The sequence below is a fragment of the Paenibacillus sp. CFBP13512 genome, from assembly GCF_005233705.1.
GTDB classification, from domain to species: Bacteria; Bacillota; Bacilli; order Paenibacillales; family Paenibacillaceae; genus Saccharibacillus; species Saccharibacillus nuruki.
The window spans coordinates 91,813-104,228 of record NZ_QGAD01000004.1 but is presented as its reverse complement, the minus strand read 5'-3'; the positions used below and the strand labels follow the sequence as shown (position 1 = coordinate 104,228).

Genomic DNA, 12,416 nt, shown 5'->3' with positions numbered 1-12,416 from the left:
AAAACTCACTCTTAAAGACGGGGACTGCCTAGCAGGTCCTGTCTTTTTGCTTTAGCGAACTTTGATATTATATATACCGCTCTGCTACATTAAGAATAAGAACATTTATATTTCTGGAATGATAAGGAGTTCCCCCTATGACCAAACTATTTGTTGTCGATGATGATCCGTCTATTTTGCAATTAATTTCTGAATATTTACGTAAAGAACAGTATGAAGTGTTCTCGTATGCGCATGGACAACAATTAATTGAACATGTACAGCATGAACATCCGGACTGTTTGATTTTGGATATTATGATGCCCGGTATTGATGGGCTTACCTTATTAACAGAACTTCGTACATTTACAGGTATTCCTATTATTATGATCTCAGCGCGGGGTGAAGAAGTGGATCGAATCAATGGATTGGAGTTAGGTTGCAATGACTTTTTGAGCAAACCTTTCAATCCACGCGAATTGGTTGCCCGTGTAAAAGCAATGCTACGCTTAATCGACACTGGCAAACGTACAAGCAACTCGATCAGTCTATCTAGTGTTGCAGATATGACTCCCCCAACCGTACCTGACACGTCTACCTCTTATGTCTATGCAGGCAATCTATCCATTTCAGAAGAATTTCGGCAAGTACTCATCCAAAATAATGAATTGTATTTTACCTCACGCGAATTTGAATTGTTATTATTTTTGGCGACCCATGTACAGCGTCCATTCAGTAGAGAACAATTGATTCAGCAAGTATGGAATTATGATTTTTTTGGCGAATTACGAGTGGTTGATGATCTGGTCAAACGGATACGCAAAAAGCTAGTCCAATACCAATCGACACTTACGATTGATACCGTATGGGGATTCGGCTACAAAGCCGCTATTCATGAATAATGAAAACGATTCGTGGCAAAATGTTGCTGTCCCTCTGTGTAGGTATGCTGATGACGGTAGCTATTACCGTCTTTTTCTTCGTGCAATTAATGGATGATATCTTACTCAATCAAGTGAAACAGCAGTTATCTGCTCAGACGATCAAAGCAGCACATATTTTGAAAGATCAAGATATTGACGGATTGGATAGCACAGATTTTCGCTTTTTTATTAAAGACATTTTGTTTTACGCAGACTATTTTGTACTCGATAAAAATAATAAAATCGTTACTTCCAGCGACACTCAAAACAATGGAAAAATCCTCAAAAACTTTTCCAGCAATCATCAAGGATATATGCAGTTAAATGGTAGCAAAGTGTTGTACAGTGAAGCTCAATTAAATCATCAGCCTTTTCGCGTGATTCTATATTCTCCTTTATCATCGGTACGTGCACTATATATCCCTTTATTACGAACGACTTTGTTATCAATAGGCGCTAGTTTTATCGTTATTTTGTTTATCGCTTTGTTCGCTGTCTGGCGTATGGTACAACCACTGAATCGTTTAAAAGAAGCGGTAAGTCGGTATGAACCTCATTTACAGCCGAACGAGCACTTCTTACAAGCTGATCATACCGAAATTGGCGAATTAATCAGTACTTTTCAATTAATGGCCAATCGATTACAACGACAGCATCAATATCAGATTGAATTTCTGCAAAATGTATCGCATGAACTCAAAACACCATTGATGTCGATTCAAGGATATGTGTATGCGATTCAGGATCAAGTGGTTACCACAGAGCAAGGGTTAGAGATTATCACCACTCAATCGAAGCGATTAATTCATATGGTTGAGAAATTACTGCAATTATCTCGACTCGAAAGTGTCGATGAAGTATGGCAACAGACTACGATTGATCTCAAAACGATGGCAGAAGAAGCGATTCATTTGCTATTACCAGCGGCGCAACCGCGCAATATACAGCTACAATTAATGGGCCCTTCGCTGATGATCACTATTGCTGCGGAACAGGTATTTCAGATCTTGCTGAATCTGCTTCAAAATGCTATTCGTCATACCTCTACACAAGTACAATTGACGATTGAAGTGTCTGATGATCATGAGATCTGTCGTATTCATATCGACGATGATGGTGAAGGATTATCCAGCGAAGAACAACAACAGATTTTTCAACGCTTTTATACAGGTAAAAGTGGAGTCACCGGTCTAGGACTGGCGATCTGTCAGCAAATTGCTTCCCATTTACAAGCAGAGCTCGTATGCACTTCTTCCCCACTTGGAGGCGCTAGATTTAGCTTAATCTTGCCCAAAAGCACAGAATTAACAAATACGGGTGCAAGATCACTTTCTCCATGATATAGTGAAGGGGTTAATTACAGGAGGCTTACAGCTTATGCAAAAGAATAATTCCCGTTCAAATTCATCTTCAAATCGCTCAAAACCAACAAAATCCGGTCATAAAGGTAAACCGACCGCTCATGCATCCAAAGCGAAAAGCACGTCTTCTCGCAATGGTTCCTATCGCAGTAAACCGATTCCACCTACGATCTATACAGTCAAAGAAGCGACAGAACTTCTTCCTTTTTTACTGGACAATCTTACAAATATCAGCCGTAACTCGGTGAAATCGATATTGGCGCGTGGTCAGGTCATTATTAATGAAAAAACCGTTACAGCGTACAATCATATGCTTCGTCCCGGTCAAGAAGTGATGGTTCATAAAGAACCACCGGTTGCCGCACCTGCTATGGTCGGTCTATCGATTATGTTTGAAGATGAGCATTTAATTGTGATTCACAAAGATGCTGGACTACTCTCTATCGCATCAGATAAAGAAAAAGATGTCACTGCTTATCGTCAATTAACCGAGCATGTTCGTGCGACTGATCCTGAGCAACGTATCTTTGTGGTTCATCGGTTAGATCGAGATACATCCGGTGTCATGATGTTTGCCAAATCTCATGATGTTCAACAACAATTGCAGAACACATGGCGTGAGAGCGTAGAAGAACGTACTTATGTGGCTCTTGTTGAAGGCGAAGTGAAAAAGCCTGAAGGAACGATCTCCTCTTGGCTGAAAGAAAGCAAAACGCTCAAAATGTTCTCCAACTCGCATGATAATGGTGGGCAACATGCAGTCACTCATTTCAAACGATTGCAAAAAACAAGAGAATACTCCTTATTAGAAGTTCGCTTAGAAACAGGACGCAAAAATCAGATTCGTGTTCATATGGAAGATCTAGGACATCCTATCGTAGGTGACAAAAAGTACGGTGCTCGTGCTCAAGGTGTGGGTCGTCTTGGACTCCATGCACGCGTACTCTCCTTTATTCATCCAGTAACAGGTGAAACGATGCGCTTTGAAACGGATATTCCTAAAAGCTTCAAGCATCCTTTTAAAGATGCACCTGAATCCAAATAAGTCATCATGTATGCTGTTACGAAAACAGGTGCTGAATTGCACCTGTTTTTTAATGCTTATCGCTTTTTATCTATGTTATAATCACCACTACTCAACACTCACAGGAGGCAATTATGCTTAATTTTGAACAAAAGCTTGAACTGCTACAATCGTATCCGCAATTGCAACGCAAAGATGTTTCTCTCGGTCGTGTGAATTTCCATTATGAAGACAGTGCCTATGAGAAAAAGATTGTCGCTTTCCATATTCATCCGAACGGTAATGGTTACATTTATGCGGGTCTACTGCATAACTACCAGACTGATGATAAAGGATTCGTCAATATCCGTGATTATTCAGAAGAACAATTACGCACATTATTAGATGAAACGATCAAAGCGATGTCATATAACCACAAAGCAGTAGAATCGAAAGAGCAAGCAGAAGCTACAGCTTCTTTCAAATTAGCTACTACCACTTCTACAGGCGGTACATGGATCGATGAAGATGGACATATTTTAACGCTGAAATATGAAGATGAGATGTGGTGCGTGTATTCAGGTCTGAATTTAGATATGGCTTTCGAATCTCGTAGTGAAGCAGGCAACTATCTCAAAGACGAAGGATTTAAGCCACAGACTCAAGCTTAATTTTGATAGTGCATGTTTACGTTACAGCAAAAGACCATTTTCTTTGTACGTTAAAGGAAATGGTCTTTTCGTTATTAAATTGGTTATAAAACGCTATAAACATAGGCTTGGTGTATGTTCTACTTTTATTCTACATTTTACACACTTCATTGACAGAGAAAATAAAATCGGTTTTTCTAGTGCAGATATATCCATATGGAGTGTTATGTTATAATATAGGTTTTAGTGCCTGCTGTTTTTATATGTACAGATTGGGTATAGTAAAAGTATTTGATTCTTTCCTTATTAAAAGTACAACATCACTGTATATACTAATAAGACATATAGAATCATCGTTAAAATAGCATTTTATCGCCATTTCTATGGAGATCAACACTGAGGGGGAATACAAATGGGATTGACACCGCAACAGCGAATTCAGCTTCATAATTTTAACAACTTGACTAAATCATTAAGCTTTAATATGTACGATATTTGTTATACACGCACGAAAGAAGAGCGTGAAGCATATTTGGCTTATATTGATGAACAATACAATGCAGATCGTTTGGGCAAAATCTTAACGAATGTATGTGATATTATTGGAGCTCATGTGCTGAATGTGGCGAAGCAAGATTATATTCCACAAGGTGCAAGTGTAACGATGTTGATCTCTGAAGGTCCGGTAGAGACAGCACCTAACGCTTCTTTCGAAGAATCACCTGGTCCATTACCAGAGCATGTACTCATGCATCTGGATAAGAGTCATATTACCGTGCATACGTATCCTGAATACCATCCTGATGAAGGTATCAGTACGTTCCGTGCGGATGTTGATGTGTCTACTTGTGGCGAGATTTCACCACTTAAAGCGCTAAACTTCCTCATTCACTCTTTTGATACTGATATTATGACAATGGATTATCGGGTACGCGGATTTACGCGCGATATTCATGGACATAAACTCTTTATCGATCATGATATTAGTTCTATTCAGAACTACATTCCATCTGAGATCAAAGACACATACGATATGATCGATGTGAACGTCTATCAAGAAAATATTTTCCATACGAAATGTAAATTAAAAAAATTCGATCTGGATAATTATTTGTTCGGCTATACCAAAGAAACATTGACTGAAGAAGATCAAGATCAAATCACTCAACGTCTCAAAATGGAAATGGACGAAATCTATTACGCCAAAAATATGAATACAGATCGTTCCGTATAGTGAATCATGAGTGAACATTTAACTCATATTCAGCGCCATGAGCAGGACTGGGAAGCTCAGTTTCACTCTTCTCTTTTTCAATCTGAGGTGTCTGTGATCGCTTACGATCTGGATATTTCTACAGAACAAGCAGAAGTGGCTGTACTGGCTTTTAACCATTTAGACGAACACGTTATTGCTTCATTATGTCAGTTTTCTTGGGATTACTGCATTAGCTTTTGCGAATATGTGGGTGATGTTGAAGCCCCTTCTATTCAGGAGCCGTTGGAGATTTTGAAATATATCAAGCCTACTGCTTTGATCGTCGAAAACCTCCCAGAGCAGACAGAACCTATTGTTCATGTTGAACTCGAATGTGATTGGGAAGTAGAACACGGGTTAGAATGGCTTGTTCGTGGACAGCAGATTCTATATGTAGGTAGTTTTGACGGTGTAAACTCGCTGGAAAATGAAAGTTATTATCAAAACTATAGCTTGAACTTTGCCTATGGCAATACCTACGATAATCTGTAACAAAACATCAAAAGCTCCAAACGACTCCCTTTCGGTACAGTGAGTCCGTTTGGAGCTTTTTTTAACATTTGAAATCCATTTGATGATTTGGATCGTCTATGCATGATCACTAACGATACGTTGTTGCACTTGTACTAATAATGTTTGTTTAAGTTTGTTTATTTTCTGCATTAACAGGTCTGCACGTTGCTCATAATAACGTTGTTGTTCTTCATTGGAAAGCGTCACCAGATTAATCTGTACAGTTAACGATAAAGACTGTGCTGCCGCTTCGAACAAAATAAGACTAATGCCTACATCAGAGAGCACTGTTCGATTACAGATCTCAATCAGCGGTGAAGCGCTATATAGACCATACAGACAGCATTCCATTAATTGAAGTGGAATATCGATCGATTGGATTTTCATCGTCTGAAGTGTTTCTTTGCGGTCATGCTGTTCTTTTTCCGTACGATGTGGGAGTCGTAATGCTTCAATATATTGTCCGAACGATTCCATATCTTCATCCATCAAGTGTTCACAAGCACTTCTGATCTTCGCCATATCTTGTAATGCTTGTTCCACTTCTACTTCTACTTCTTTATACTCTTCTCCTTGTGAAAAGTGGGCGGTCATCGAAGTCATTGCCGCACCTAGCGCTGCTACAATCGCAGATACACTACCTCCACCGGGTGTGGGTTCTGCTTTACCTAATTGTTCCATCACTTCACGTAAAGACTGATCCCAAGATACTTTATTCACTTCTGTATTCACTGATATGCCCTCCTGATCAATCATCGTATACTGTATTTTACCCTGTTTGATCACGATTCACTTACTACGCGACAAAAAGATTAGCAAATAAGATCAATATCACTGTTTATTTACTCAGATCAAACAACTAGATAAGATACTTCTAATGAATCTTGTTTCTTTTTCAAACATGCTTTGTCATATCACGGGTGACTCGGGTATAATATTGTATATTGAATACATGTATCCGTACATATTTCGGGGTACCCATATATGACGAATAGAGAGGACGATTCCATGATCCGGTTTGGTATTATAGGCACTAATTTTATAACAGAGCGATTTATTGATGCTGCACAACGTAATGATGACTTGCAGATTACTTCCCTTTACTCACGTACGCTTGAACGAGCAGAACAATTTGGTGGTAAACATGATATTCCACATGTGTTTACAGATATTACAGCTATGCTAGAAAGTGGACAGGTAGATGCCGTCTATATTGCTAGCCCTAATTCTTTTCATGCCGAGCAAGCGATTCTATGTATGAATCATGGCAAGCATGTCCTATGTGAAAAGCCACTGGCGTCTAATGTAACGGAAGTGACTGCTATGATCGAAGCAGCGAAGCAAAATAACGTTACTTTGATGGAAGCCATGAAATCAACGATGATGCCGAATCATATTGCGATTCACGATAATTTGTATCGTATCGGGCAAGTCCGCCGTTATTTTGCTAATTATGGTCAATATTCTTCTCGTTACGATGCTTACAAAGAAGGCAATATCCAAAATGCGTTCAAACCTGAATTCTCCAATGGCGCTTTGATGGATCTCGGGGTTTATTGTCTGTATCCGCTTGCAGTGATGTTTGGTCGTCCGAATGAAGTGAAAGCGACAGGTGTCATGTTAGAATCCGGTGTAGATGGTGAAGGCAGTATTATTTTGTCTTATGATGAAATGGATGCTGTAGTCATGTATTCCAAAATCACCGATTCTTCGCTTCCGTCTGAAATTCAAGGCGAATTAGGTAGTGTACGCATCGACAAGATCAGTGAGCCTCAACAAATTACGATCACGTATCGTGGAGGATATGAAGAAGAGATTAATGTAAGTCAATCCGAGCCACCAATGTATTACGAGATTCGTGAATTCTTGAACCTGATTATAGAAGGTAGACAACAATCAAGTATTAATTCATGGGAACATTCGTTGATTACGTTTGAAATTATGGACGAAGCTCGTCGCCAACTTGGTCTGATCTTCCCTGCTGATTCCAAATAGTTCTTAACTAACAGAATAAGATAAAAAAAGCAAAGACATGATCTATGTCTTTGCTTTTTTTAAATTTACTTATTTCAAATTCAATCTATTGACGATGAATCGAACTGCTTGGCAATCATCGCTAACAATTGTGTACGAATTTCAGTATAATTTACGGCTTCTGTATCCGGTTGATGATTTGATTCACGAGCAGCATGACGGGCATTGAACCAGATCATATGCCAGTGAGCACTTACTGCACCCACAACATCATTACGCCACGAATCGCCAATAAAGAAACTATGTTCAGGCGTGGTATCCGTCAACCGATTAACATAATTAAATATAGCTGGATCTGGTTTTTCTAGACACACCTCACCTGAAATAAATATTCGATCACGCGCAAAAACTTGATCCATATGTAATGCGCAAATCTTTTTCCATTGATGCTCCGCAGGGCCGTTGGTTAATAGACCAACTGTATAGCCTTGATCCATCAATTCATGAATCAACTCTACAACTCCGTCGTAAGGACGAATATTATACTGTGAGCCTATATATACAGCCTGCATTTGCTTCGCTTGTTCCTCCGTAATCTCAATTTCAAATTCCTTTAACGTCAATATAAAGCGCTGGTAACGCATTTCTTCTAAAGGAAGTGCCTGAGGATTCTGAGGCGATACTAATACTTCACTATAATAACGAAAACGTTGATATACATCACTATACGACAACGATTCCTGTTGCTGTGGAATCACCTGTTGCAACGCTTCGAATAGCGGTTGCAAATGATCGTATAATGTATCATCAACGTCAAAAAAGATACCTATTTGTTGTGGATTCAATGGGTCGGATTCTCCTCGGTCATTAATTCATCCAGTGCTTTGCCATACTTACTGATCCGTTCCATATCTTTGTCGGTTGAACTCAAAATACGAGATGGGTCCATATTATCTTCAATATCAGCAATTTTTACTGGACGAGCTAACGAATTTTTTTTGGCACGCTTTACAAATTCATGATAGTCCTCGTCTTCGCTACGACTTAACGCTTGTACAGCTTCTACAATTTCATCGGAAAAGCCTTCAGCAGATAGATCATGAGCGGTTACATCTGTATCTTCTAACACATCATGCAATACAGCAATAATTCGTTCTTCTTCTGTGGTCATTTTTAACATCACACGCAATGGATGTAAAATATAAGGTAGTCCTGATTTGTCTATTTGTCCGGAATGCGCTCGGGTTGCAAGAATAATAGCACGATCTAAATTACTCATTGACATTCACATCCTTTTTTATGGTTACTTTCGTATCACCCATGTTATTTATTACACACGTATAGCCGGATGAATCACTTCACCCGGCTTCACTTTATGATTTAATCAGGATATACATTAAAGTCTGTTAACAATTGTACACAATTGCCTTCACTATCATAACCGATATAACTATGATAAATTCCATTGCCAAACCCGCTAGAAAACAGTGCAATATTGTGTCCATTATCCAGTTCTTGAACAAGCCAGCTTCGTGTATGAAGATATGATTCTTCGGCTGCAAGTTCCCATGCTTCCATCAACTCTTGAGCCACTTCAGGATTTTCTTGTTCTTGTTGAAAAGCAAGCCATGCATACGCTTCAGCATCCAAAAAGCTACCTGTGCCTGAATCGACTGCATATCCCCAACGTGCATGTTCATCGAGCTGATACAAATTAGCATCGGCTTGAACTTCACGCTCTGCGCCTACCCATCTTGCTACAGGATTGGAATTAAAGGTAATGCGTGCAAATGCAATGCGTTCATCTACATGATCTTTATGCCGATCTGTAGGATCGGTAATACGTGCAATCGATAATTCTATTGGAAAAGAACCTGTGGGGAAAGTCTGTACAAAAGGTGTCGATTCGATCAAGCTGTATGGATCATCGGCTACAATCTTGCCGGTTATCACACGCAGTTCCCCGATAGACTTGGTATAAAAAGCAAGATTACGTCTCTGGCCTCTCCATAATTTGACTTGTTCTAAGGCAAATCCGTCTTTGAAAACTTCTTCCAGCACCTTACTTTCTTTAAGAACCTCGCCCATCTTCTTTTCCTCCAATCAGATGTAGATTATTTTCCATTATACTCCTATTTAAAGAATACGGTACATGTTCTCTGCAAAAAATTTGAATTTTCGCTTAAAAATTTTGGATATTGTCCACGATATCTTCATTACTCGCATAAACCTCACATTTTCCATTGAATGATTGTGTAGAATCAAGCATAATATGATACGATGCTGTAACATGAAATAATAGAAGAATTGTGATTGTACTGCCAAGCGCTGATGTAAGATATTTTGCTTTGCAAAAATCATTTTTGATTGAAATAGAAGAATCGCGCTTATATTGCCAAGCGCTGGATGTAAGATATTTTGCTCTGCAAAAATCATTTTTGATTGAAATAGAAGAATCGCGCTTATATTGCCAAGCGCTGGATGTAAGATATTTTGCTCTGCAAAAATCACTTTTGATTTGAATAGAAGAATCGCGCTTATACTGCCAAGCGCTGAGAACGGAGAATAGCTTTGGATCAACCATCAACGATCAGTCGGGCGATTTTTGAAATTATGGATACCTGTCTGCTTGCCGGTAAAATTATGTTACAAAGTGGTGCGGAAACGTATCGTGTAGAAGATACAATGATTCGGATTGCAGAGACGCTGGGGATTCCTGGATCTCATAGTTATGTTACGCCGACGGTAATTATGTTTTCTACAAATGGAACAGACCCTGCGAAGTTAATACGGATTGCAGAACGTACAACAGACCTGCACAAGATTGCACAGGTGAATCTGGTATCACGCCGCATTAGTAGTGGCGAACTGAATGTACATGAAGCTTATGAATTGTTAAAAGTGATCGAGGCGGCACCTGGTGAATATAGTGTTCGTATGCGGATTATCGCTGCTGCAATTGCCAGTGGATGTTTTAGCATTATGTTTCAAGGAAGCTGGGCTGATTTCTTACCTGCGGTGGTTGCAGGTGGTGTGGGCTATGCGGCTTCGCTGTATTTACATCGCTGGGTACAAGTGAAATTTTTTGCAGAGTTATCTGCGGCTTTTCTGATCGGATTACTGGCGGCTATCTTTATCAACTGGGGTTGGGGTAATCAATTGGATAAGATTATTATCGGTTCGATTATGCCGCTTGTGCCCGGTCTTCTTATTACCAATGCGATTCGTGATCTAATGGCAGGTCATTTGGTATCCGGTATTTCCAAAGGAGCCGATGCGCTATTAACTGCTTTTGCCACTGGCTCAGGGGTAGCGATTGTGCTGACATTTATTTATTGAATTTAGAATGAGAGAAGGTTATATGAATTATGCTGGCGCAGTTAATCACCAGCTTTATTGCTTCGGCAGGATTTGGCATTATTTTCAATGCTCCCCGAGCTTCTTTACTACAATGTGGTATATCAGGAATGTTAGGCTGGATGGTCTATATGCTACTGTATGAATCGTTGACTCCAGTGTCTGCTTCATTGATTGCGACGGTAATTGTAGGTGGAATCAGTCAGGTTTTTGCTCGCATTTACAAAACACCTGTCATTATTTTTAGTGTAGCGGGTATTATTCCACTCGTTCCGGGAGGGCTTGCTTACAATGCGATGCGTAAGTTCGTCGAAAATGATTATTCAGTCGCTATGGAATTAGCAGCTCAAGCGGCTATGATATCAGGTGCTATTGCTCTTGGTCTTGTGTTATCCGAAGTATTGAATCAAATGATACGCCGCGTGATCAAATAGATCCCGGCGTATTTTTTATACTCATCTATATACAACGTTCCATATACAGCCCAAGTCTACTGACACTATACAGGTAAACGCTCATCTATATACGATTCTACTAATCTATCGATAAAATGATCTTCTACTTCTAATGTAAATGCGGTAAAAATCATATCCATATCGTCACTCACATAAGCTGCTAGATCAGCATCGCCGCCTTCTTGCATCACATGGACAAAAGCTAATCGACTCCATTCAGTGAGCTGTACTTGCTCGGCTTCTGTCAGACTGTCCCGTTGTAATTTCTGATATGCTCCTATCCATTCGGTATCAAAATCAGCACGATCTCGATATGCAAGATAAGACTCAGCATCTAAATCTTGCAGAAATGAAGCAGATAGTAATGATCCTTGATGCAGTTTGGTTTGCAACGTTTCTATCGATTGCTTGTCCATCAGTAGCCTCCTTTGGTTCGATCGCTATACAACCGTCCCTTGCTCTAACTTGATCCATAGATTCACATGATCAAATCCAGCAACGACTGCTTTTAACAGATGACCTGGATATAAGCTTTCTGCCGGGATTCCTTTGACACAATCGCCTACATTAATAATTCCCAGTGCATCATTAGGTAAGCTCAAAATAATGCCTTGCGGATAGATCACTTCGACAATCCCTTTAACATGATCGCCTACTTTAAACATCTGTTGTGTCTTTTCCCAATCTTTCATATACGGTTTCATTGCTTCCTGCCATACTTCTTCAAATTCAGCAGCAGAGATATCTTTGCGCTCGCCTTGATCCAGATCTTGATCAAACTGCTGATCATACAGGCAGAAATGCAATTCTTCATCTCGTTGACTCGATACAATCCAACGTTCTTCATCTTCGATTACTTCACGCAGTACCGTCTGTTCTTCATTAATCTCAAAATAATAGTTCTCATCATTCTCTTCATAGCTCAAACGGTAATATTCCATAACCT

At 39.6% G+C, this 12,416-nt stretch carries 16 protein-coding genes; 9 read left to right on the top strand and 7 right to left on the bottom strand.

The genetic code is table 11. From position 1 onward, the window contains the following. Positions 1-137: 137 nt before the first annotated feature. From PaeCFBP13512_RS07015 to PaeCFBP13512_RS06990, 6 genes are all read left to right on the top strand, one after another. Entirely contained in the window at positions 138-881 is a 744-nt protein-coding gene (locus PaeCFBP13512_RS07015) for a response regulator transcription factor (protein ID WP_137222144.1), read from the top strand. Next, positions 881-2,242, top strand: coding sequence for a sensor histidine kinase (locus PaeCFBP13512_RS07010; RefSeq protein WP_069327204.1), 1,362 nt, complete (start codon positions 881-883; stop codon positions 2,240-2,242). Before PaeCFBP13512_RS07015 ends, PaeCFBP13512_RS07010 begins: the two co-directional genes overlap by 1 nt. A 37-nt stretch (positions 2,243-2,279) precedes the next feature. After that, positions 2,280-3,308 (top strand): RluA family pseudouridine synthase, encoded by a 1,029-nt coding sequence (locus PaeCFBP13512_RS07005; RefSeq protein ID WP_137222142.1) that lies wholly within the window; start codon positions 2,280-2,282, stop codon positions 3,306-3,308. 113 nt (positions 3,309-3,421) lie between these two features. Next, the gene (locus PaeCFBP13512_RS07000) at positions 3,422-3,937 is read left to right on the top strand and encodes a hypothetical protein (protein WP_137222140.1); all 516 of its coding nucleotides are present in this window, start codon (positions 3,422-3,424) and stop codon (positions 3,935-3,937) included. Positions 3,938-4,328: 391 nt separating this feature from the next. Then, positions 4,329-5,150 (top strand): adenosylmethionine decarboxylase, encoded by an 822-nt coding sequence (speD, locus tag PaeCFBP13512_RS06995; protein ID WP_069327202.1) that lies wholly within the window; start codon positions 4,329-4,331, stop codon positions 5,148-5,150. A 6-nt stretch (positions 5,151-5,156) separates the two neighbouring features. Further along, positions 5,157-5,663: a DUF6985 domain-containing protein gene (locus PaeCFBP13512_RS06990; RefSeq protein ID WP_137222138.1), complete on the top strand. Its 507-nt coding sequence runs from the start codon at positions 5,157-5,159 to the stop codon at positions 5,661-5,663. A 96-nt stretch (positions 5,664-5,759) separates the two neighbouring features. Here PaeCFBP13512_RS06990 and PaeCFBP13512_RS06985 read toward each other — a convergent pair whose 3' ends face one another. Further along, positions 5,760-6,416, bottom strand: a complete 657-nt coding sequence (locus PaeCFBP13512_RS06985) for a cyclodeaminase/cyclohydrolase family protein (RefSeq protein ID WP_161594231.1) — start codon at positions 6,414-6,416, stop codon at positions 5,760-5,762. 276 nt (positions 6,417-6,692) lie between these two features. Between PaeCFBP13512_RS06985 and PaeCFBP13512_RS06980 the strand changes: the two genes are divergently transcribed. Then, entirely contained in the window at positions 6,693-7,679 is a 987-nt protein-coding gene (locus PaeCFBP13512_RS06980) for a Gfo/Idh/MocA family protein (protein WP_069327200.1), read from the top strand. 80 nt (positions 7,680-7,759) lie between these two features. On the opposite strand, the gene PaeCFBP13512_RS06975 is transcribed toward PaeCFBP13512_RS06980, so the two are convergent. From PaeCFBP13512_RS06975 to PaeCFBP13512_RS06960, 4 genes are all read right to left on the bottom strand, one after another. Next, a complete protein-coding gene (locus tag PaeCFBP13512_RS06975; RefSeq protein WP_137222134.1) occupies positions 7,760-8,503 on the bottom strand; it encodes an HAD family hydrolase in 744 nt (247 codons plus the stop codon). Next, positions 8,500-8,937 carry an HD domain-containing protein gene (locus PaeCFBP13512_RS06970; protein ID WP_069327198.1) on the bottom strand — a complete coding sequence of 146 codons (438 nt, stop codon included), beginning with the start codon at positions 8,935-8,937 and terminating at the stop codon, positions 8,500-8,502. The genes PaeCFBP13512_RS06975 and PaeCFBP13512_RS06970 overlap by 4 nt, the downstream gene beginning before the upstream one ends. Before the next feature lie 101 nt (positions 8,938-9,038). Further along, the gene (locus PaeCFBP13512_RS06965; RefSeq protein WP_083243431.1) at positions 9,039-9,746 is read right to left on the bottom strand and encodes a DUF4241 domain-containing protein; all 708 of its coding nucleotides are present in this window, start codon (positions 9,744-9,746) and stop codon (positions 9,039-9,041) included. A gap of 94 nt (positions 9,747-9,840) precedes the next feature. After that, entirely contained in the window at positions 9,841-10,242 is a 402-nt protein-coding gene (locus PaeCFBP13512_RS06960; protein ID WP_137222132.1) for a hypothetical protein, read from the bottom strand. 29 nt (positions 10,243-10,271) lie between these two features. Between PaeCFBP13512_RS06960 and PaeCFBP13512_RS06955 the strand changes: the two genes are divergently transcribed. Further along, entirely contained in the window at positions 10,272-10,997 is a 726-nt protein-coding gene (locus PaeCFBP13512_RS06955; protein WP_137222498.1) for a threonine/serine exporter family protein, read from the top strand. 29 nt (positions 10,998-11,026) lie between these two features. After that, positions 11,027-11,449: a threonine/serine exporter family protein gene (locus tag PaeCFBP13512_RS06950; protein ID WP_069327196.1), complete on the top strand. Its 423-nt coding sequence runs from the start codon at positions 11,027-11,029 to the stop codon at positions 11,447-11,449. 65 nt (positions 11,450-11,514) lie between these two features. On the opposite strand, the gene PaeCFBP13512_RS06945 is transcribed toward PaeCFBP13512_RS06950, so the two are convergent. Beyond that, positions 11,515-11,886, bottom strand: a complete 372-nt coding sequence (locus PaeCFBP13512_RS06945) for a hypothetical protein (RefSeq protein ID WP_069327195.1) — start codon at positions 11,884-11,886, stop codon at positions 11,515-11,517. Between the two features lie 24 nt (positions 11,887-11,910). Further along, a complete protein-coding gene (locus PaeCFBP13512_RS06940; protein WP_069327194.1) occupies positions 11,911-12,411 on the bottom strand; it encodes a hypothetical protein in 501 nt (166 codons plus the stop codon). Positions 12,412-12,416: the final 5 nt, after the last annotated feature.